We start from the raw sequence: 20,534 nt of genomic DNA on the forward strand, positions 1-20,534 counted from the left end.
GGGGCGTGTTTCATCGCAAGACTGCGTATTTCGCTGCCCCTGAACAGAGCTGCGGGATGGGTTTGAAAGGCCACCCTATTCGCGCGAACGCAGAACCTGAGCCGGACGCGCGGCCAGCGGGCGCAAGGCAAACCCGAGAGCGGCCAGTAGCGTAACCCCGATACCGCCAGCGACGATGATCAGGGCAGATGGCCAGATCACGGCGAAGTCGGTTTCCATCACGTAGTAACTGACGGCCCAGCCACCGAGAATACCCGCGCCAATGGCCACGATCCCGGCTGCCGCCCCCAATAGCGCAGCGCGCAGGGCGAGGCTGAGCAGGATGCGCCCTCGCGAGGCCCCCAACACCTTGAGCACGGCAGCCTCGAAGACACGCGCGCCCTGATCGGCGGCCGCTGCGCCGATAAGCACCAGAAACCCGGTCAGCAACGTTGCCGCTGCGCCCCATGATGTGGCTGCTGCCAGCCCGGCCAGCAGCGCCGCCACCTGATCTACCGCATCGCGCACGCTGATCGCCGTCACGTTGGGATAGGTTGACGCAATGTCGCGCAGGATCGCTGTCTCTGAGGACGCATCGGCGTAAACGGTCGAGATGAAGCTGTGCGGCGCGCCTTGTAGTGCGGCGGGGTTCATCGACATGATAAATCCGATCCCGGCGGTGGAAAAATCTACTTCGCGCAGGCTGGTGATCTCTGCGGTGATGTCGCGGCCAAGGATGTTGACAGTGATGGTATCGCCGAGCGCCAGTCCCATTTCGGCCGCCTCTTCGTCGGCAAAGCTGATCTGAGGCGGGCCGCTATAATCAGATGGCCACCATTCGCCTGCGGTGAGGCGGGCACGCGGAGGCGGCGCGGCAGAATAGGTCAGACCGCGGTCGCCGCGCAGTACCCAATGATCGCCTGCGACCTCCGCTGCGGGGCGTCCGTTGATCTGGCTGATGATGCCGCGCAACATCGGTGCGCTGTCGATCCGGGTAACGCCGGGGTCACGGTTCAGACGGGCGCGGAACCCTTCCATCTGGTCCTTTTGCAGGTCGACAAAAAAGAATGAAGGTGCGCGCTCGTGCAGGTCGCCCTGAATTGCGCCGCGCAGGTTGCCGTCGATCTGGCCTACGGCGGCCAGCACTGACAGGCCCAGTCCCAACGACAGCACCACTGGCCCTGCTGTGGTACCCGGACCGCCAATGGATGCAAGCGCCCATCGGAGCGGTGGTCTGCCGCGTGCGGCGGGTCGCATTGCTTGGGCCAACACTCGTACACCTTGTGCTGACACGCTCAGCAAGAAGAGTGCGCCGATGATACCGCCTGCTGTCCACAGGGTCAGCCGCAGGTTGCCCGAAAACCAGACCGCTGCGTAGAGCAACCCGCCCAGCAGAAGGGCGGTGACCATCAGAAACGGCCATGACGGCAGGGTGCGGTGGTGTGCCTCGTCGCCACGAAAAAGGCTGGCGGCACGGATGTCCAGCACGCGCGCCAATGGCCATAGGGTAAAGAGAAGAGCAGTGAATGTGCCGTAAACTGCCGCCTCGATCATCGGGGCGGGGTAGAAGGCAAAGACCGCAGGCACCGGAAGCCTTGCATTGAGCAGGGGGGATAAAAGGACTGGCAACCCGGCGCCAAGCAGCACGCCCATCGCGATTCCCAACACTGCCAGCACGCCGATTTGCAGCAGGTAGCTGGCAAAGATCACCCCGCGTTCTGCACCCAATGTGCGCAGGGTGGCGATAACCCCGGTCTTGCGCGCGAGATACGCCCGGATAGCCGCAGAGATGCCAACACCACCGACAGCCAGCCCACTGAGACCCACCAGCACCAGAAATGCACCAAGACGCTGCACGAATTTTGCCACACCCGGTGCACCGTTACGCGCATCCCGCCAGCTTAGCCCGCTGGAGGCAAAGCTGGTTTCGGCATCGGATTGGACGGTAGCAAGATCCGTACCCGTTGGCAGAACCAACCGGTAGCGTGCGCTGAATAGCGTACCGGGTGCCAGTAGACCGGATGCCTGTAGCGCCGACGTTGCCACGATAGTACGTGGGCCGAGGCCGAAGCCCGACATTGCAGTGTCCGGTTCGTCCACCAATGCGGCCATCAGACGAAAATCCTGCGTGCCAAGTCGGAAGCTGTCACCGATGGTTAGCCCTAGCTGTGCGATGAGTGCCGGAGCCATGACGCCGCCGGGCAGGCCATCCTGCCCCCTAAGCGCATTTGAGAGCGGTATTTGCGGGTCCAGATCGACGTTGCCGATCAGGGGATAGGCGTTGTCAACGGCCTTGACCTGCGTGAGTGCGCGTGCGTCATCCGGGCCACGCGCAAGCGAGCGAAAGTCGACAATTTCCGAGATGCGATCGGCATTTCGCTCCATCCATGCCTTCTCGGCTTGCGTGGCGAAACGATAGGTCAACGCGATCTCTGCATCACCGCCCAAGAGTGCGGCACCGTCGCGGGCCAGCCCTGCAGCGATGCTCTCTCGGATCGTGCCGACGGCCGCAATGGCCGCAACGCCGAGGATGATACAGGCCAGCAGAATACGGAAACCCGCGAGGCCGCCGCGCAGCTCTCGTCGCGCCAATCGTGCGGCGAGAGCAATCCTCATGCGGCGTTTGCCGTATTGTCGATGCGCCCGTCACGCAGGCTGATCACTCGGTCGCAACGCGCCGCCAGATCGGCATCATGTGTGACCAGAACCAGCGTTGTGCCGTGCCGGTCGCGCAGATCAAAGAGCAGGTCAATGATCGTGGCACCGGTGCTGCCGTCAAGGTTGCCGGTAGGCTCATCTGCCAGCACGATATCGGGCTGGGGCGCGGCCGCGCGGGCCAAAGCGACACGTTGCTGTTCACCGCCTGACAGTTGCGAAGGATAGTGATCGGCGCGTCCGGCAAGGCCAACGGCAGCCAGTTCCGCGCGGGCGCGTTCAAAGGCATCGGCGCGCCCCGCCAGTTCTAGTGGGGTTGCGACGTTTTCCAGTGCGGTCATTGTCGGGATGAGGTGAAAAGATTGAAAGATAACTCCGAAATGGTCGCGGCGCAGTCGCGCCAGCGCATCTTCGGACATCACGGACAAATCGTGCCCCAGCGCCGTGACTGTTCCCGATGTGGCGCGTTCCAGCCCGCCCATCAGCATCAACAACGAAGATTTACCCGAGCCAGAGGGGCCGACCAGACCCAATGTCTCGCCGCTCTGGACTTCGAGAGTGATGCCGTGAAGTATCTCGACCAACCCCGCATTCGATCTAAGTGACAATGCGGCACCTGATAGAGATAGCGGAGGATGGGGCATGCGGACGCGCCTGTTTGTGAAGGTTTTTTTGACATATGGCCTCTGCGGCCTGAGGGGCAAGGCGTTGGCGGCGTTTCTTTTGCTTGCTGTCACGTTTGTTGGCCCCACTGCCCGCCCGGTCTATGCCGAAGATCCTGTAACGGTGTTGGCACTGGGTGACAGCCTGACGCAAGAGTACGGGCTGGTACAGGCGGACGGGTTTGTGCCGCAGTTGGGCCAATGGCTGACCCAACAGGGCACTGCCGCACGTTTAATCAATGGCGGGGTGTCGGGCGACACCACCCAAGGCGGCGCTGCGCGGGCGGCATGGAGCCTGACCGATGATGTCGACGCGATGATCGTGGCGCTGGGGGGCAATGACCTGCTGCGCGGAATTGATCCGACCGTGAGCCGTGCAAATCTGGAGACGATCCTGAAGGTCGCCGAGCAAAAGGGTGTCCCGGTTCTGTTAATCGGGCTACGTGCACCGCGCAATTACGGCCCAGAGTACAAGACAGCGTTCGACGCCATCTATCCGGAGTTGGCCGAAACCCACGATGCGCTCTATCTGGAAAGTTTTTTTGCCGGCATCGAAGCGCAGGGTGGCGGTGCGCAGCAGAAATATTTTCAGGCCGACGGCATCCACCCGAACAAGGCGGGCGTGGCGCTGATTGTCGAGGGGATTGGGCCGTCAGTCGTCGCTCTGATCGAACGGGCAGGGCAGAAATGACACGGTGCCAGACATGAAAAAGGGGCCCGTGGGCCCCAATCTCGACGTTTTAAAATGGCGCTTATGCCAAGGCGATATTGGTCGCCGATTCGCGGCCGTCGCGGCCTGCTTCGACGTCAAATGTCACTTTCTGGTCGTCGGCCAGACCGGTCAGACCGGCGCGTTCGACTGCAGAAATATGAACGAAAACGTCTTTGCCACCGGTTTCCGGTGCGATAAAGCCGAAGCCTTTGGTAGAGTTGAACCATTTTACGGTGCCATTAGCCATCCCGTTGGTCTCCTTCGATAAACGCTGCCCGCAGGGTGCGGCAGCCTGGCTAGTCGTGCAAGATCGAGTGACTGAGCCGTGAGGAGCAGGTGGTCGATAGTGGTAACGTCGCGACGAGAATATGCGCTGCCTTGGGCCATCGCGCAAGGGGAAAGGCATTTTTTTAGGCAAATGCCCGCCGGTTTGACGTATCAGGGGCGGCGTAGACTACGCCAGAGCGCGCCGGGCAGGCGGCGGGCCGTCAGCCGCATCAACTGCGGATATTCGACCTTGCCGGATAGCATCGACAGGTAAGCATGCTTGACTCTGGTCGAGTTGGCAAAGGCGCGTCGAAAGAATGGGCGCAGGCGGGATGCAAAGATCAGCGGGCGCAAGAAGCAAGCCAACCGAAGCGAACGCTGGATAGGCCGGACCAGACGCGCGTAATGACGCATCGCGCTGTCGGGTTGGCCGGTTCGAATCGCGTTTGCGGCGGCAATCGCGGCCATATGACCGCTTTGCAGGGCATAGGCGATGCCTTCGCCAGTGATCGGATCGACAAAGCCTGCCGCATCCCCGGCTAACAGGACTGCACCGCGTCCCGGCACGCGGCGATAGTTGCCGAAAGGCAGGAAATGCCCCTTTACCCGCGCTGGGCTGTCGTCACCCAGCCGAGTGCGATAGGTCGCAAGTCGGGCCTGAATGTCGGAGTTCTGGGACTGCAACCCGCCGATACCGATGGTGGTGCTGGCGCGTTTGGGAAACTGCCAGCCATACCCCCAACTGGCCGCGTCAAAGTCGATCCGCACCACGGCATTTTCGGCTTGCGGCGGGGCCTCCACTTCGAGCGCGAAACCGATTTTTGTCTTGTCAAAGGATTGCCCGAAGAGCGCGCGAGCAACCATGCTTTGCACCCCATCCGCGCCGATAAGCGACTGATACCAAAGCGTTGTGCCGCCATCCAGCACGACGCTACGTGCTGCAAGATCAAGCGCCGCCACGCGGTGGCCCGAGAAATCTGCCGCGCCTGCCTGCACCGCCAGATCAAACAGATGCGCATCCATATCCCACCGCATCGTCAGGTACATTGGCAGCGTGTCACTCGCGTCCCCCAGTGGCGTGCCATCCAGATAAAAGACAATCTTTTCGCGTGGCTGAAACATCTGCGGATCAAGCGGCCGCTGAAAAATGTCGCGGTAGTATCCCTCTGCGCGCCCGGTAAAAAATCCGCCGCAAAGCTTGGCGCGCGGAAACACGGCCTTGTCGATCACTGCGACGCTCAGACCAGCCTGCCGGGCCGTCACGGCGGCGGCGGAGCCGGCGGGGCCTGCACCGAGAATGATGAGGTCGAATGTGGGCATACGACTGGTCCGGAACTGAATTTTTGGCCTGTCATAAAGACTGGGTGACGTGGCGAAAAGGGGGATCGGTATCACATCGGTATCACGTCGGTATCGGGTCAGTGCGGTCACATGACTGGCGGTTAATCCTTTGGGGTGATGTTGGCGCTCTGAAAACCGGAGGGACCGATGGCCCGCATGACCAAGACTGAACGTATCGCCCGCGAGGGTCTGATGAAAAACCTGATCCAACTGATGCGCGACGACTGGATCCCGCTGCGGATTGAGACGGAGATCCCCGATGCGTGGCACACGCTGGAGGCGGATGTGGACGTGACTGAGCCAAAGGAAAAGGTGACGCTCTATCTGGATCGCTCGGTGGCGCGTTATTACCGCGCGATGGGGAAGGGGTATCAAGCGCGGATCAACCGGCTGCTGGCGACTTGGGCGCAAATGCATATCGCGCGCGAGGTGAAGCTGGAGAAGATGCTGAACGCGCGTCTGGCGCGCAACAATGAAACGGATTGTTAACCATGTCTTGGGCAGGATGGCGGGATGTCTTGCTACACTCGTCCCCGGGTCCCCGGCGCTTGCGTGTTCTTTACCGTCAATCTGGCGGTGCGGGGCAGTCGGCTGCTGGTGGATGAGATTGACCTGCTGCGCGGTGCAGTCGGGCTGACGCGCAAGACGCGACCGTTTCACGTGGACGCGTGGATGGTGTTGCCCGATCACATGCATTGCATCTGGACGCTGCCCGAGGGTGATGCGGATTATTCGACACGCTGGGGTGCGATCAAGGCACGGTTCACGCGCAGTTTGCGCGAAGACGGTTATGACGTGGGTAGGCCGGGCTTCAGCCCGGCGACCGGATTTCCGGGCGTGGCGCCGGGAAGAAATGCCAACCGTAGGCCGGGCTTCAGCCCGGCAGTCGAATTGCCCGTCGTGTCATCCGGCAGATATGCCGGGCTGAAGCCCGGCCTACGGGTGAACAAGCGCGAATGCGCAGTCTGGCAGCGGCGGTTCTGGGAGCATCATGTGCGGGATGCGGCGGAATATGACGCACTGATGCGGTACTGTCGGGAGAATCCGGTGAAGCATGGGTTTGTCGAGCGGGCGGAGGATTGGCCGTATTCGTCGGTACATGGGCGGGTGCGGAATGCGTAGGCCGGGCTTCAGCCCGGCATTTGGAGAGGACTGTTCGCAGGGTGTGCCGGGCTGAAGCCCGGCCTACAGATGAGGGGCTGTCCACCGCCTAAGGCACGCGCCATTCAATTTAAATACAAATCACATTTGTATTTTCCGGGGGCGCACGCAATTGCGTTGCAATCGCTTTCGCGCACGGGTGAGGTTTGGCTAAAAGCCAAATCTCACCTTGCAAATTTCTTGTGCTTCATCCGCGTCGGCTCCAGCGCGTCGGCACCTAGACGGCGTTTCTTGTCCTCTTCGTAATCCTCGAAGTTGCCTTCGAACCATTCCACATGCGCGTCGCCCTCAAACGCCAGCATGTGGGTGCAGATGCGGTCGAGGAAGAAACGGTCGTGAGAGATGACCACGGCGCAGCCGGCGAAATCTACCAGAGCGTCTTCCAAGGCGCGCAGGGTTTCGACGTCGAGGTCGTTGGTGGGCTCATCGAGAAGCAGGACGTTGCCGCCCGAGCGCAGCAGGCGCGCCATGTGGACGCGGTTGCGCTCGCCGCCCGACAGTAACGAGACTTTCTTCTGCTGGTCGCCGCCCTTGAAGTTAAACGCTGAGCAATAGGCGCGGGCGTTAACTTCGGCATCGCCGAGCTTGATGATGTCCTGACCATCGGCAATCGCCTCCCAGACGTTTTCATCCGCGTTGAGGTCATCGCGGGACTGATCCACGTAACTGAGGTCAACCGTGTCGCCATATTCAATCGTGCCGGCGTCGGGCTGTTCCTGCCCTGTCAGCATCTTGAACAGGGTTGATTTACCGGCGCCGTTGGGGCCGATCACGCCGACGATGCCGCCGGGGGGCAGGGAGAATGACAAATCTTCGATCAAGAGCTTGTCGCCCATCGCCTTTTTCAGGCCGGTCACCTCGATCACCTTGTCGCCAAGGCGCGGGCCGTTGGGGATGACGATCTGGGCGCGGGTCAGTTTTTCGCGTTCTGACTGACCGGCCATCTCGTTATAGGCGTTGATCCGCGCCTTGGATTTGGCCTGCCGGGCCTTTTGGCCCTGACGCATCCAGTCCAGCTCGCGCTCCAGCGTTTTCTGCTTGGATTTATCTTCGCGGGCCTCTTGGCTCAGGCGCTTAGCCTTTTGTTCAAGCCATGCGGAGTAGTTGCCCTCGTAGGGGATGCCGCGGCCGCGGTCCAGTTCGAGGATCCAGCTGGTGATGTCATCAAGGAAATAACGGTCGTGGGTGACGATCAGGATCGTGCCCTTGTAGTCGATCAGGTGTTGTTGCAGCCATGCGATGGTTTCGGCATCAAGGTGGTTGGTCGGCTCGTCCAGGAGCAGCATGTCGGGTGCTTCCAGCAGCAGTTTGCACAATGCCACGCGGCGGCGTTCCCCGCCCGAGAGCGAAGCCACGGCAGCGTCATCGGCAGGGCAGCGCAGGGCCTCCATGCTTACGTCGATCTGGGCGTCCAGATCCCACAGGTTTTCGGCGTCGATCTGATCCTGAAGTTCGGCCATCTCATCGGCGGTTTCGTCCGAGTAGTTCATCGCCAGCTCATTGAAACGGTCAAGCTTGGCCTTTTTCCCGGCAACGCCGAGCATGACGTTTTCGCGCACGGTGAGCGCCTCGTCGAGATGCGGTTCCTGCGGGAGGTAGCCGACAGTGGCACCCTCGGCGGCCCACGCCTCGCCGGTGAAATCGGTGTCAAGGCCGGTCATGATCTTCATCAAAGTGGATTTACCCGACCCGTTCACGCCAACGACGCCGATTTTCACCCCGGGCAAGAAGCTGAGATGGATGTTCTCGAAGCATTTCTTGCCGCCGGGATAGGTCTTGGAGACGCCCTGCATGTGATAGACATATTGATAGGCTGCCATGGGTGATGCTTTCTGATTGAGATCGGATGTTGGCCAGCATGTAACCGTCAGACGCGGCGATTTCAAACAGGGAGTTTGCGGCACATGGTCGAGAGAGCGCTATTGCCGGGCTTTGTGCGGTGCGGCGCTGGTCGGAACCGGGGCGTCCAGCACGAGCGGCGCGGGCAGCGGGGTGTTCGTGCGCAGCCAGTCGATCATGTCAGGCACTGGCATCGGGCGGGCAAGGCCGAAGCCCTGAATGAACGGGCATTTGGCGCGGCGCAGGATATCAAGCTGGCCTTGGGTTTCGACGCCTTCGGCGACGACGTCCATGCCCAAGAGCGCGCAGAGGCGTATGATTGAACGTGTGACGACGCGGTGGCGCGGTGCGCTCTCTAACCGGGAAATCATCGAATGGTCGAGTTTGATCGCGTCCACCTCGATCGTCGAGATGTGCGACAGGCCTGCGTAACCGGTGCCGAAATCATCCAGTGCGACGCGAACGCCGATGCGGCGCAACTGCGCTACCGCAGCCATCACGCGGGTATTGTTGACGTCCAGCAGGCTGGTTTCCAGTATTTCCACACAAATGCTGGAATGCGGCAGGTTGCGCGATTGCAGGGCCCAGTCGAGGAGGCCGGGGTAGTTCACATCAGACAGGATCGTGCTGGACACGTTCAGCGACAGTGTGAGATCGGAAAATCCCGCCTGTCGCATCTGCGTCAATGCGTCCAGCGCGTGGTTCATCGACAGGTAGTCGATATCGGGGAGCAACTGGATGGCCTCTGCCGCCGAGAGAAACGAGGCGGGTGCCAGCAATCCGCGATGCGGGTGTTTCCATCGCAATAGCGCCTCGCATCCGGTGATCCGGTTGCCTGCCAGATCCAGCATTGGTTGCAGGAAAATGGTGAATTGATCCTGCTCCACGGCCTGTTTCAGGTCGCGGTTCAGTTGTTGACGGGCGCGGTACCGTTGCCCCAGCTGATCGGTGTAATAGACAACCTGCCCACGCCCGGCGTCCTTGGCGCTATATAGTGCATGATCGGCCTGTTGTATCAGCGCCTCGCCCGAGGTGGTGCCGGAAGTGGACAGCGCGGCCCCGATGGAAATGCCGATGGTGATGGTCTGGTCCTTCCAGACAAGAGGGTGATTGATGGTACGCATAACCTGTTCGGCGCGCGCCATCAGCATGGTGCGGTTGCTGGTTTCAGCGCAGAACAGCAGAAATTCATCCCCGCCGTTGCGACAGATCAAGTCATCTGGCCGGGCATGTTGGCGCAGCCCGTCCGCCACATGACACAACACCATGTCACCAGCGGCATGGCCGAGCGTATCGTTGATTTCCTTAAATTTATCGAGGTCGAGTTGGAGCAGGCCGATCCGACCGGCAGCGATCTGGGCGGTTACCCTGTTACTGTGCATGTATTGCGACAGTCTCTTGCGGTTGGCGAGGTTGGTCAGGTCGTCATGATAGGCGGCGTGTTCCAGATCGTCCTTGACCTGATGCAGCGCGGCCTGTGTCGTGACCTGATCCGAAACGTCGCGGCACGTGACCACAACCATCTTTTGTGAATCGTCGGGGCCGAGATTGATCAATGAATGGCTTTGCTGGTTCCAGAATCGGCTGCCGTCGCGGCGCAGATGTTGTGTGATGCGGTAGCCATCAAACAACGAGGTCGAAAAATCGTAGCGAAAGTTTGCGGTTTGCTTGCGCGTTCTGCGATGTTCAGGGGGCAGGATCAGATCCTGCGGGTTTGTTCCCCTGATGTCTGACAATGCCCAGCCGAGCATCGTTTCGCAGGCGGGGTTCATCCATTTCACCCGGCCATTGATGTCCAGCAGGATGATGCCATCGCGCACATGATCCAGGATCAAGTCCGGCAAACCCGCATCCCGCCGGGCTGCCGTAGCCGTGCGGGGTGGTTTCCCGTCAGTTCGCGATTGTTTGCCCACTGCTTTACCCGGAATATGCCTTGTTGCGTTTTCGCAGCCTTGCAAGCGGGGCTTAATATTGGGTGGCTTTCCCAAGGGGTTCTGATTAAAAATCCCTAAAATTTAAGGAGCTTGCGGCGTTATGCCTGCCCTCACCTTGCCGCTGTCGTGGCCCGGCCAGACCATAGGATTGCTGGGGGGATCGTTCGATCCACCGCACGCGGGCCATGCCCATATCACTCGCGAGGCGCTGAAGCGGTTCGGGCTGGACGCGGTGTGGTGGCTGGTCAGTCCGGGCAATCCGCTAAAGGCGCACGGGCCTGCGCCGATGGCGCAGCGGATGGAGGCATCGGCGCAAGTGATGCAGCATCCACGCGTTTTCATTTCGGATGCCGAGGCGCAGATCGGATCGCGCTACACGGCGCAGACATTGCGAATATTGCGTGCCGCACGTCCCGGTGTGCGGTTCGTTTGGCTGATGGGTGCCGATAATCTGGCGCAGTTCGATCAGTGGCAAGACTGGCAAGAAATCATGGAGACCGTGCCTGTGGGCGTGCTGGCACGCCCCGACGCCCGTACGGCGGCGCGTGGGTCCAAGGCGGCGCGCATCTACGCCCCGTACCGTCTGCCGGGTCGTCAGAGCCAGCGGTTGGCACGATTGCAGGCCCCGGTGTGGTGTTTCGTCAATGTGCCGATGCTGGCGATCTCTTCGACGGCGTTACGGGCCTCGGGGGTGTGGACGGCGGCATCAGACGGCTGAAACGGACTGTTGGCCGACTTAGGATGAGGCCTGCCAGACATGAGTGTCAGTTTATGTGCAGCGACAGATACAGTAAGCGCCCCGGACAGGGTATTGTTTCAGGCGAATGATCATATGCGATCTAAACACCCAAGAACGTGACTGAAAAAGGTTAATTCGGCGTTGTCTGACGCGCGCGGCTGCGCTTTACTCTGCGGTATGATGCTGCCCTTTTCAAGACGTGCCTTTTTGACAGGATCAATCTCTGCGCTGGCCAGTGGCGCGGGGATCCGGGCGGCGTGGGCGGGTGCGCCTGCCGTGTCGTTGCGACCGCAATTGCGCCCGGACGATCTGGCCACTACTGCGCGCAAACCACGCCCCAAGGCACCTGATGCGCAGACACTGATTGATCGTGCCAAGCTGGGTGGCAAGGTGGGATATGCGGTCGTCGACGTAAAAACCGGCGCGCTGCTGGAGACACGCAATGCCGATACCGGCTTTGCTCCTGCAAGCGTGACCAAGGCGGTGACGGCACTCTACGCGCTGGACGCCCTCGGCCCCGGCTATCGGTTTCGCACGCAGTTGATTGCCACGGGACCGATCGAGAATGGTGTGATCAAGGGGGATCTGGTTCTGGCGGGGGGCGGTGATCCGACGCTGGACACCGATGCGCTGGCGGGCATGGCCGCTAACCTCAAAGGGGCGGGCATCCGGGCCGTTACCGGGGCATTTCGCGTCTTTGACGGGGCGCTGCCCTATGTGCGGGTCATCGACGAAACCCAGCCCGATCATGTGGGATACAATCCGTCGCTATCGGGGCTGAACCTGAATTTCAACCGGGTACATTTTCAATGGGCGCGGGGGGCGGACGGCTATACCGTCACGATGGATGCGCGGTCGGCCAAATACCGTCCTGCCGTGCGCGTGGCCCGGATGCGCATCGCGAACCGCGCCGCGCCGGTCTATACCTACACCGATGCTGGTGATCATGATGAATGGACCGTTGCATCGCAGGCGCTGGGCAAGGGGGGGACCCGCTGGCTGCCAGTGCGTTATCCGGCGAGTTATGCGGGCGAAGTCTTTGCCACGTTTGCACGGTCGCACGGGATCAAGCTGGACAGTGCCAAACCACAGGGCGGTGCGCCGCGTGGGACGGCACTGGTAACCCATAACAGTGTCGCGCTGAGTACGATCCTGCGCGGTATGCTGAAATATTCCAACAACCTGACGGCGGAACTGGTCGGCATGACGGCCACCGTCGCCCGCCGTGGCAAGGTCACGACGCTGGCGGCCTCGGGGCGCGAGATGTCGGCTTGGGCACGCACGGAACTGGGGATGAAGGACGCATCACTGGTGGATCACTCGGGGTTGGGGTCCGAATCGCGGCTGAGCGCCGAGAGTCTGGCGAGGGCGATGGCCAAGGTCGCGGGGCAGGGGGCACTGGCACCGCTGTTGAAGCCGTTCGTGATGCGCCACGAAAATGGTCAGATCGACAAGGGGCACCCCGTCGAAGTGCTGGCCAAGACCGGCACCCTGTACTTCGTGAGCTCGCTGTCAGGCTATGCAACCGGGCCGGGGGGGCGGCAGCTGGCCTTTGCGATCCTGACCGGGAATCAGGCAAAGCGCCGTGGATTGGCAAAATCTGCCCAAGAGCGCCCCCCCGGATCGGCCGCATGGAATGCGCGATCAAAGCGGCTGCAACAGCAATTGATTGAGCGCTGGAATGCTGTCTATGGCAGTTAACGTCTCGTATATGGCTTGCGCGGACCGCTCGCCGCTGCAATGACGCTTGCACCGACCCGGACGATCCGCTAATCCGACGCAACCACACCCGGCGGCGAGTTGGCGGAGTGGTTACGCAGCGGATTGCAAATCCGTGTACACCGGTTCGATTCCGGTACTCGCCTCCAATACTTAGCAGATTTCTGCCACACACTTTTCAGCACCCCGCCACACATTCACGTTCTGTTTTCATTCCGTTCCGGTTTCACCCGCAATGGCGGCGCAGTTCACGTCTCTAAGGTTGCCAATAATGAGCAACGCGATACCGAGATTCGGATTTCTTGACTTTGTGGCAAGTCGCAGGGCGAGCACACGCTTGTTCCCAGAGCACAGCTACAGCGCAAATGGCGGCTATGGCCGCAACTTGGGACGCTGGTGCAATGAGAGCTTTTTGCCAAAGCTGGATATCAAGCAACCGGGACTTGTTTTTCACAGTCTACGGCACAAAGTCGTTACGCGACTAGGCCAAGCCAGTGTGCCAGAACCGATCATCCGGTGCATCGTCGGACATGCCCGGTCAGGCGTGACCCAAGAAGTATACTTGCGAGAGGGCTACACAATGGACCAACTCAAAGATGCCATTGACCGCTTGTACGCTGCCCCAAGCGGCTAGGATGTGTGCTGAGCGGGGCCATCCTGCATGGCCCCCTCCATAGCATAGGCCATGCGCCCTGCTTCAAGCCGGGTCGCGTTCAGTTTCTCAGAGGACATCGCTTCTATCGTGACTTCTGCTATCCACTCTGGATCGACTTGGTTCATGCGACCAAGGTTCTTAAGTTGGCCCACAATGAATGCCGCGCCCATCGTGTGCATATCAAGGTCCGATAGCTTTAAACCGAAAGCCTGTACCGTGCCGTCAAAGGCACCCAACGCGGCGGCTGCAAACTCATTGTCGTCAACTTCCCGACCAATAGCGCGCAAGTAGCCGACATGATGAAGGCCAGCGGCAAGCCGTGCATCCTCTAAGGTGTCGGACTGGGAAACAGAGGCAGCACCTTCACCAAGTTCGTCATTGGTGTGCGCAGTTGCCGTAAGAGCGCCTCGCCTAAGTGGCACAATGAAGTTGTCTTTCGCCTTGGGGTCCATTTCGCCTGCACAAAACGAGCTGACCACAAAGGCAACGCCAAGCGGCATGACGAAAGCCAATAACAGAAACCCAACGATAAGAAATAGCCACCACTGCGCTTTGAAGAACCGCATCGTGCCCGTGGCAACCAATAGGCGCATTTGCAAGTTCCACCAATACCGTCCAACAACGGCCAAACTGGCGGATGCTGCGGAAAAGCCATCAATAGCTGCGCCATACGCAACATGGTGGTCAGGCGTCTTATCGCTCAGGCTCATTCGGAACTCCCTGATACTGCCAAGACGCAAATCGTCTTTTGAATTTTTCGGCGGGCTACAGCGCCTACCGTATCTGAATTTTAGATACCCACTTTTGAGATATAGTCAACAAGCCCACTGCAACTGCATGGGGCTTTCATGCCTAAAACTCTTGGAGATCAACGGCATGACGAGCTAATTCGCTTTCTCATTGAGAAGCGGGGCGAAGCAGGCTTGAAACAAGTGGAGCTTGCTAAGCGCATGAACGTATAACCGCTTGCAAGGTCGAGGCCATCCTTGATGCTTTCATAGGAGTTTGGCCAAAAGTTCCTTTGCTCGGAAGTCATGGCTCGGAAAGCCCAAAGGGTGAAAAGGCCTATCTCTGCCTTTCTGAACTGGTCGGGTCAATTTCCAGCGATAGCCCGGATGCCGCAATACCAGTTTTAAAACGTCTTATCTCGGACAACCGATATTCAGATATGCTTAAAGACCTAAAGAGCATACGGACTGAGCAGAATAAAAAAAGGCCCTTGCAGACTTTGCACCACCGACACCGCAAAAGATTTTGGAGATGCTAGATCGTCAAGCCAGCCGGGTACTGGTGACCATCTTACGACTGTTGGTATTCACTATCTCAGGTGGCACAAACTTGTGGATCGCCTCGTTCAGAGCTTCGCTACAGAAGTCATTCACCAGCGTTTTCGAGATGTGCCAAGAAAGGACCCTCGGCGACGAACAATCCATGATCGCCACCAAGGCCGAAATGCTATCCGTTTCAAACTGTTTTATAACGGGCAAGCGTTGTTCAAAAGCTCATACCTATTTTAACGCCAACACTAATCGCATCGTTGTTGCTGAAGCTTGCGCGGGGGGTATTCGGAGGATTGGTGACAGGGAAAGCATCACCCAACCAAGTATACTTCACCCCGCCCGCAAGACTGAGTTGATCCGTTACTTGGTATTTGCCGCCCAATGTTAGCGATTGATTTCCGAAATTCGGGGCGAGCGGCGATACGAGATTGTTACCTTCCTCATCTTCATAACTGTAGGTCACGCTCGCCGAAAACTTGTCAGAGAAACGGTATCCAACTCCGATCTCATAAGTCCAGGCATCGACCATTGAAGCTAGGTTGGGAGCAGGGCTTGGCGGGTTCAATGTGAACACGCTCCATTCAGACCAACGTATGCTGCCGAAGAGCAAGGTGTTCTGGGCAACGCCGGACTGCACCTGAAGCTTTACGGATTGCGGTAAAGTCGATTTGGTGGATCCGGTTGCTGCGGGGGCACCGCCGGGGAAGGTCTCGGTGGTCTGCATGTTCAGTTCGACTTCGGAATGATAAGTCAACGCCGCTCGAAAAGCGATTTCCGGGATTTCGTATGCGGCGCCAAGCACATAGCCAAGTCCTTGGTCGCTCGAAAATCGGGCGTTGTATCCGTTCAACCCGCCATATGCGAGGCCCGACAAGGTGATGTTCCCATCCGCTCCGACGATCCGCGGGCCGCCATAGACGGCAATGCGATCCGTGATCCCATAACGGAACAGTATCTTCAGCTCATCGGACTCGGCTTTGGCCATGGTTCCACCGAGAAGGGTGGTCGCGGGATTGCCACCATATTCCAAGTCCACTCCGTAAGGTTGGTCATAAATTATCGCGAGTGAGAAATGGTCACTTAATTGCAGCTTCAAACCGGCGCCTATCGCACTTATGTCGGCTCCTACGTTTGAAATGGCGTTACCCAGACTATCGACCCCAGTCACGCTGGGCATGGCAAAACCAAATGACAGTTCCGCATAGCTGCCCTGCTCGAAAATTATGTCGATCGGCGTTTTCGTGCGGTCAAGGTTCCCTGCGTAAGCAGGGTTAAGAGTGAGGGCCAGCGCGAAGCTAGCTGTCAGCATCGAAGATTTCATCGCGGCATTCCATTTATCGAAAGCTACGAATTCATAGTTGTATGATACCCTGTAAATTGAAATACTTTTTTGATAATCAACCTAAAGGGTATCATCATGCGTGTTAAAATAGCATCAAATACTGAGCCTGCCCGACTTTCCCGTTGGTTTCCGTGTCCCTAATCCTTGCGCAGATTGCACTGCACGGGAATTTTTGCGGAGCGCCAAGTCGGGGCGGAGCCTGCGCAGACGCAGGTCGGAGACAGAGCCTCAAGTCATATTTTGTGGAAGTGTGAACCAGAATGTGGTTACTTCTCCGTCGTCACTTTTGAAACCGATATCGCCGCCCATTTGTTCGACGATTTGCTTAGTAATGCTGAGGCCAAGACCTGTTCCACCACGCCTGCGTTTGGCCACGGGGGCCGCTTGGGTGAAGGGCAGAAACACTTTATCCTTGAACGACTCGGGAATGCCAGCGCCCTGATTGCTGACGGACACACGGATATTATGTTTCTCTGCTTCGACTAGAATGTCGATTGTGCTACCTTCATCGGCAAATTTGGCTGCGTTAGACAGAAAATTCGAGAGGACTTGCTGAAACCGCTTGGGGTCGAAAAACCCTGCCAGATTTCTTTCGCGGCAGGTGACGTTGAAATTCACGCCGAATTGTTCCGCAAACGGCAGATTGGCTAACACTGCGTCATCAATCAGGCTCGCGACTTCGTGCTGGGCTGCATTAATGCTCATTTGGCGGGCTGAGAATTTTTCAAAATCCAAGATATCGTTGATCAAAGAACTTAGACGCTTCCCGTTTTCTTCCGCGATCGACACCAGCCTTTGCGCGCCATCCGATAAGTTGGCACCTTCCATCGCTGAAAATAGGGTCAATGATCCCAGCAGCGATGTCAGGGGGGTTCGCAGTTCGTGGCTCACTGTCGCGACAAACTCACTCTTTAATTCGTTCAGCCGTCTCTGATCGGTTATGTCCACGATCTGAGACACAAAATGTTCAGGTTGACCTTCGGCATCGGTAATCATCCCGACACTTAACAGCCCCCACAGCACGGTGCCGTCCGAACGTATGTATCGCTTCTCCCTTTTATAGGATGGGATCTTGCCTCTTTTGAGAAGATCGAACTGGTTAAGATCTAGCTCCAGATCCTCAGGGTGGGTGATTGACTGGAAATCCATTTTGCACAGATCGTCTTCTGAGAAGCCCAGAAGCTCGCAAAGTGATCGGTTTACCTTCAGGAACTGGCCGTCGACGCCAACCAAAGCTTTTCCAATGGTTGCAGCTTCGAATGATGATCTGAACTGTTCGGCGATCCTGTGATAGGTGCTTTCCACGGCCTTGCGCTCGGTGATGTCCGTCGCGGCGCCGACTACACAGCTTGTCTCGCCGCTCTTATCGCGCTTGGCTATCGCCAAATCTGTTCGCATCCAGCGCCAGCTTTCTCCATCTCTTGATCGCAGGCGATACTCGGAACTGGCACGTTCATGACCTTCATCGACACAACGCCGGATGGGCTCCATCGCGATCTCGAGATCAGCCGGGTGAATTCTAGCCATCCATGCCATCCGGAGTTCTTTGGTCGGCGTCTGTTCCAGGCCCATCAATTCGCGCCAGAGATCGGAAACCAAGACTGACTGTGTTTTCACATCAAATTCGAAGACTCCGATTCTCGCTCCTTTGATCGCGCTATCCGCGCGCTTCATCTCTGCTTTTCTGATCCGATCAGCTTCCATTTCCTCTGCGATGTCGCGAAGGACAAGTGCATGCTGTATCGCTCCATTTTCGTCAGTCCATGCTGTTAAATGGATGGCGAGCAGCACCGAGGCTCCATCCTGCCGTCGCCCGATGATCCCTTTGATTATGGCGTCGAAATCACCGGGTGGGATGTAAGCGTTCAACTCTTTGACGGAATCGACGGGCAGAACATCGAAAATCATCTGCTTACTGAGGTTATCGTCGCTATAACCAAACAACTGACCCGCAGCTCTGTTGCTATGAAGAATTGTGCCGCTTGGCTCCACGATCATTAACGGCACTTGCATATGCTTAAAGGCGTGAATTATAGCAGAATCCGCCGACTTCTGCTTGTGTGTGTCTGTGACCATGGAACTATGCCGCCTCTTCAAAGTAGTAAGGCATGGTTCATTTAAATGTGCGGGGAAACTAGTCAAACCTTGCCTCATTGCTAAGCTCATTTACGCGAAAAGATAGAGCGACAGCCGCATTATTTTTGGTTTTGCAGAATATTCTATCTATCCTGTTCTGCTCGCTGGCTTGAATGCTCTAGACTGCGATCTTCCACGGCGTGTGTTCTTGGATGATGCCCTTGACCTGTTCGCCGAGCAGGAGAGGATCAAACGGTTTGCTGATAACATGCGCCGCGCCCAAGCTGAGAAGCTGATCGACATCGCTCTGTTGAGCGCGCGCTGTCATGAATACGACAGGCACATCGATCATGGCGGGGATTTTGCGAAGATGTCCTAGGGTTTCGGGACCGTTCATGCCGGGCATCATGACGTCAAGCAAGAGAACATCCGGTGTGTAACCTTGAGCTTGCCGAACCGCATCTTCGCCCGAAGGACACTGGACTACTCTAAATTCGCCAGACAACGACAACGCTATAAGGGCAATTTCCCTGATGTCGGCATCATCTTCGACGTGAAGAATTTCAATCATATCATACTCCGCTTTCAGTAAACTTCGAGTGTATCCAGCGCTCCGAATTGGTTAGTTATTTTCAATGATCATAGATACTTATCATCAATCTAACCATGCTCTGACTGCTTCTTTACTTTGGCGATCTCAGCGATCAACCGGTCAATGATTGTAACGAGGTCTCCCGTGGGAATACGGGATGCCATATCCTTTTGGTCGATGTGATCATCGACCGCAGCTGCGACTTCTCCGAGATCGGGGTAGCCCAAGGTCGCTGCCGTGCCAGCAATCTTGTGACTGATCTTTCCGATCTCAACGATGGCCTCCTGACAGGCCATATCGTTATTCATCTGTGCCCTCAGTTTTACCAACAGATCGTGTCTGTCCTGAGATTCTTCGGCAAAGCGCAACCGGATACGCGCGATGCCGCTGGATACACTATTGATCATAACGTCGCTCATCAAAAATTCCAGATTATCATGATGCAAACAAGCGTTGCAGCGGTCCAGGCAATGCTTCGCGTGTCGCAGCATGCGGATCTCTCGCTATCATCTCTGCATCCGACAGCGCCTGCACCAGAATTTTCGGGGCCTCCTGCGCCGATTTTAACTGGAAGCCCTTTGTGCCGCCGACAACGGGTAGGAGTGTCATTGGTCGACCGTCGCAATAATGTAGGTCCATTTCGCGGACAGTGTCGCATAGCTGCTTCTCAAACTCGATCGGATCGAAGGCACTTCCGTCTGTGAGTACGCAAACAAATTCACCGGCCCCCGCATGGGATGCGAAAAAGCCACGCGACTTCAGGCAATCCGAAATAGCTTCTGCAAAGTCCGTGATCGTGGCGTGATATTCGTACGCGCTACTTGCTTCATAAGCACGCGCCAATTCTGGAACGACGACGCCAAATGCGCGCATTCCAAAAAGAGATATGCGTGAAAACTGCAGCAGGTAGTTTTCGAGCGCCAGGTAATCGATGAAGCCAGTCACGTCTGATGGGGTGATGCGCGCGGCAAGTTCGGCCTGTGTGACAGTTCCAGCAGGATGTCCCGGTGTTGGGACCGGGTTACGGTCCTCCAACAGTTTGCGTTCAGCATCACGCTCACTGAACAGGCGCATACGGGCATGCACCTCTGCGATTTCAAATGGCTTGGTCACATAGTCAGTGGCACCCGCTGCGAATGCGTTATCAATATATGATCGGTCGGACATCGCTGTGATCATAAGGATCGGTGTCGAAACATACTCCGGCAATTTCCGGATCGCAGAGGTCAGCTGGATGCCGTCCATTTCCGGCATCTGGATATCGCAGAGAAAGCAATCAAAAGGCACTTCACTCTGAGTTATGGTCTCAATGGCTTCCTTAGCTGATTCACATATCGTGACGTCCGTGAAGCCAACAACCCGGAGAACTTCCGTGAGCAGTTCGAGAATTATTGGGTCGTCGTCGACAGCAAGAATTTTCATTGTTTCGTAGCCTTCTATCACTTCCCCGGTGCAACAACATCAGGGTATGCCCGCATAGCGTGTAAGTAGTTGTACAGAACAACCTGTCAAAAATAGGGCAGATGGCAAAAATTGATTAAAATTCTTCGTTTGATTGGAAGCATGGCAATTTGCTGAAAG

At 57.7% G+C, this 20,534-nt stretch carries 17 protein-coding genes and 1 tRNA gene; 6 read left to right on the top strand and 12 right to left on the bottom strand.

Annotated elements, in window-relative coordinates; all coding sequences use genetic code 11:
- Positions 1–75: 75 nt before the first annotated feature.
- Together N7U68_RS15640 and N7U68_RS15645 are read right to left on the bottom strand one after the other, a co-directional pair.
- On the bottom strand, positions 76–2,595 hold the full coding sequence (locus tag N7U68_RS15640; protein ID WP_263047412.1) for an ABC transporter permease: 2,520 nt from the start codon (positions 2,593–2,595) through the stop codon (positions 76–78).
- A complete protein-coding gene (locus N7U68_RS15645; RefSeq protein ID WP_165194074.1) occupies positions 2,592–3,278 on the bottom strand; it encodes an ABC transporter ATP-binding protein in 687 nt (228 codons plus the stop codon). The genes N7U68_RS15640 and N7U68_RS15645 overlap by 4 nt, the downstream gene beginning before the upstream one ends.
- Here N7U68_RS15645 and N7U68_RS15650 point away from each other — a divergent pair.
- A complete protein-coding gene (locus N7U68_RS15650; protein ID WP_263047413.1) occupies positions 3,277–3,987 on the top strand; it encodes an arylesterase in 711 nt (236 codons plus the stop codon). The two genes, N7U68_RS15645 and N7U68_RS15650, sit on opposite strands and share 2 nt — an antisense overlap.
- Before the next feature lie 61 nt (positions 3,988–4,048).
- On the opposite strand, the gene N7U68_RS15655 is transcribed toward N7U68_RS15650, so the two are convergent.
- Both N7U68_RS15655 and N7U68_RS15660 read right to left on the bottom strand, forming a co-directional pair.
- On the bottom strand, positions 4,049–4,255 hold the full coding sequence (locus tag N7U68_RS15655) for a cold-shock protein (RefSeq protein WP_165194070.1): 207 nt from the start codon (positions 4,253–4,255) through the stop codon (positions 4,049–4,051).
- Positions 4,256–4,446: 191 nt separating this feature from the next.
- Complete coding sequence (locus tag N7U68_RS15660; protein WP_263047414.1) at positions 4,447–5,595, bottom strand: NAD(P)/FAD-dependent oxidoreductase; 1,149 nt, start codon at positions 5,593–5,595, stop codon at positions 4,447–4,449.
- Between the two features lie 168 nt (positions 5,596–5,763).
- Here N7U68_RS15660 and N7U68_RS15665 point away from each other — a divergent pair, with 168 nt between their 5' ends.
- Positions 5,764–6,105: a BrnA antitoxin family protein gene (locus N7U68_RS15665; protein ID WP_263047415.1), complete on the top strand. Its 342-nt coding sequence runs from the start codon at positions 5,764–5,766 to the stop codon at positions 6,103–6,105.
- Between the two features lie 24 nt (positions 6,106–6,129).
- A complete protein-coding gene (locus N7U68_RS15670; RefSeq protein WP_263047416.1) occupies positions 6,130–6,738 on the top strand; it encodes an REP-associated tyrosine transposase in 609 nt (202 codons plus the stop codon).
- A gap of 203 nt (positions 6,739–6,941) precedes the next feature.
- Here N7U68_RS15670 and ettA read toward each other — a convergent pair whose 3' ends face one another.
- Both ettA and N7U68_RS15680 read right to left on the bottom strand, forming a co-directional pair.
- On the bottom strand, positions 6,942–8,597 hold the full coding sequence (gene ettA, locus N7U68_RS15675) for an energy-dependent translational throttle protein EttA (protein ID WP_165194063.1): 1,656 nt from the start codon (positions 8,595–8,597) through the stop codon (positions 6,942–6,944).
- 99 nt (positions 8,598–8,696) lie between these two features.
- Complete coding sequence (locus tag N7U68_RS15680) at positions 8,697–10,460, bottom strand: putative bifunctional diguanylate cyclase/phosphodiesterase (protein WP_263047417.1); 1,764 nt, start codon at positions 10,458–10,460, stop codon at positions 8,697–8,699.
- A gap of 190 nt (positions 10,461–10,650) precedes the next feature.
- Between N7U68_RS15680 and N7U68_RS15685 the strand changes: the two genes are divergently transcribed.
- From N7U68_RS15685 to N7U68_RS15695, 3 genes are all read left to right on the top strand, one after another.
- A complete protein-coding gene (locus tag N7U68_RS15685; protein WP_263047418.1) occupies positions 10,651–11,268 on the top strand; it encodes a nicotinate-nucleotide adenylyltransferase in 618 nt (205 codons plus the stop codon).
- Between the two features lie 228 nt (positions 11,269–11,496).
- Entirely contained in the window at positions 11,497–12,990 is a 1,494-nt protein-coding gene (gene dacB, locus N7U68_RS15690) for a D-alanyl-D-alanine carboxypeptidase/D-alanyl-D-alanine endopeptidase (protein ID WP_308446144.1), read from the top strand.
- A gap of 93 nt (positions 12,991–13,083) precedes the next feature.
- Positions 13,084–13,157, top strand: a tRNA-Cys gene (locus N7U68_RS15695).
- A 481-nt stretch (positions 13,158–13,638) separates the two neighbouring features.
- Here the strand turns inward: N7U68_RS15695 and N7U68_RS15700 are convergent.
- From N7U68_RS15700 to N7U68_RS15725, 6 genes are all read right to left on the bottom strand, one after another.
- Positions 13,639–14,373 carry a hypothetical protein gene (locus N7U68_RS15700; RefSeq protein WP_165194058.1) on the bottom strand — a complete coding sequence of 245 codons (735 nt, stop codon included), beginning with the start codon at positions 14,371–14,373 and terminating at the stop codon, positions 13,639–13,641.
- Between the two features lie 784 nt (positions 14,374–15,157).
- A complete protein-coding gene (locus tag N7U68_RS15705; protein WP_263047419.1) occupies positions 15,158–16,264 on the bottom strand; it encodes an OmpP1/FadL family transporter in 1,107 nt (368 codons plus the stop codon).
- A 249-nt stretch (positions 16,265–16,513) separates the two neighbouring features.
- The gene (locus N7U68_RS15710) at positions 16,514–18,361 is read right to left on the bottom strand and encodes a PAS domain S-box protein (protein WP_263047420.1); all 1,848 of its coding nucleotides are present in this window, start codon (positions 18,359–18,361) and stop codon (positions 16,514–16,516) included.
- Positions 18,362–18,539: 178 nt separating this feature from the next.
- Positions 18,540–18,932 (bottom strand): response regulator, encoded by a 393-nt coding sequence (locus N7U68_RS15715; protein ID WP_165194048.1) that lies wholly within the window; start codon positions 18,930–18,932, stop codon positions 18,540–18,542.
- Between the two features lie 89 nt (positions 18,933–19,021).
- Positions 19,022–19,372, bottom strand: a complete 351-nt coding sequence (locus tag N7U68_RS15720; protein ID WP_165194046.1) for an Hpt domain-containing protein — start codon at positions 19,370–19,372, stop codon at positions 19,022–19,024.
- Positions 19,373–19,388: 16 nt separating this feature from the next.
- On the bottom strand, positions 19,389–20,375 hold the full coding sequence (locus N7U68_RS15725) for a response regulator (protein WP_165194044.1): 987 nt from the start codon (positions 20,373–20,375) through the stop codon (positions 19,389–19,391).
- Positions 20,376–20,534 lie beyond the last annotated feature (159 nt).

The sequence above is a fragment of the Roseovarius pelagicus genome (assembly GCF_025639885.1).
Lineage (GTDB): Bacteria > Pseudomonadota > Alphaproteobacteria > Rhodobacterales > Rhodobacteraceae > Roseovarius > Roseovarius pelagicus.

What these genes read in the sequence shown, in the direction of transcription:
- N7U68_RS15640 (WP_263047412.1), bottom strand. Translation starts at nt 2,595, where the DNA reads ATGAGGATTGCTCTCGCCGCACGATTGGCGCGACGAGAGCTGCGCGGC.
- N7U68_RS15650 (WP_263047413.1), top strand. Translation starts at nt 3,277, where the DNA reads ATGCGGACGCGCCTGTTTGTGAAGGTTTTTTTGACATATGGCCTCTGC.
- N7U68_RS15645 (WP_165194074.1), bottom strand. Translation starts at nt 3,278, where the DNA reads ATGCCCCATCCTCCGCTATCTCTATCAGGTGCCGCATTGTCACTTAGA.
- N7U68_RS15655 (WP_165194070.1), bottom strand. Translation starts at nt 4,255, where the DNA reads ATGGCTAATGGCACCGTAAAATGGTTCAACTCTACCAAAGGCTTCGGC.
- N7U68_RS15660 (WP_263047414.1), bottom strand. Translation starts at nt 5,595, where the DNA reads ATGCCCACATTCGACCTCATCATTCTCGGTGCAGGCCCCGCCGGCTCC.
- N7U68_RS15665 (WP_263047415.1), top strand. Translation starts at nt 5,764, where the DNA reads ATGGCCCGCATGACCAAGACTGAACGTATCGCCCGCGAGGGTCTGATG.
- N7U68_RS15670 (WP_263047416.1), top strand. Translation starts at nt 6,130, where the DNA reads ATGTCTTGCTACACTCGTCCCCGGGTCCCCGGCGCTTGCGTGTTCTTT.
- ettA (WP_165194063.1), bottom strand. Translation starts at nt 8,597, where the DNA reads ATGGCAGCCTATCAATATGTCTATCACATGCAGGGCGTCTCCAAGACC.
- N7U68_RS15685 (WP_263047418.1), top strand. Translation starts at nt 10,651, where the DNA reads ATGCCTGCCCTCACCTTGCCGCTGTCGTGGCCCGGCCAGACCATAGGA.
- N7U68_RS15700 (WP_165194058.1), bottom strand. Translation starts at nt 14,373, where the DNA reads ATGAGCCTGAGCGATAAGACGCCTGACCACCATGTTGCGTATGGCGCA.
- N7U68_RS15705 (WP_263047419.1), bottom strand. Translation starts at nt 16,264, where the DNA reads ATGAAATCTTCGATGCTGACAGCTAGCTTCGCGCTGGCCCTCACTCTT.
- N7U68_RS15710 (WP_263047420.1), bottom strand. Translation starts at nt 18,361, where the DNA reads ATGGTCACAGACACACACAAGCAGAAGTCGGCGGATTCTGCTATAATT.
- N7U68_RS15715 (WP_165194048.1), bottom strand. Translation starts at nt 18,932, where the DNA reads ATGATTGAAATTCTTCACGTCGAAGATGATGCCGACATCAGGGAAATT.
- N7U68_RS15720 (WP_165194046.1), bottom strand. Translation starts at nt 19,372, where the DNA reads ATGAGCGACGTTATGATCAATAGTGTATCCAGCGGCATCGCGCGTATC.
- N7U68_RS15725 (WP_165194044.1), bottom strand. Translation starts at nt 20,375, where the DNA reads ATGAAAATTCTTGCTGTCGACGACGACCCAATAATTCTCGAACTGCTC.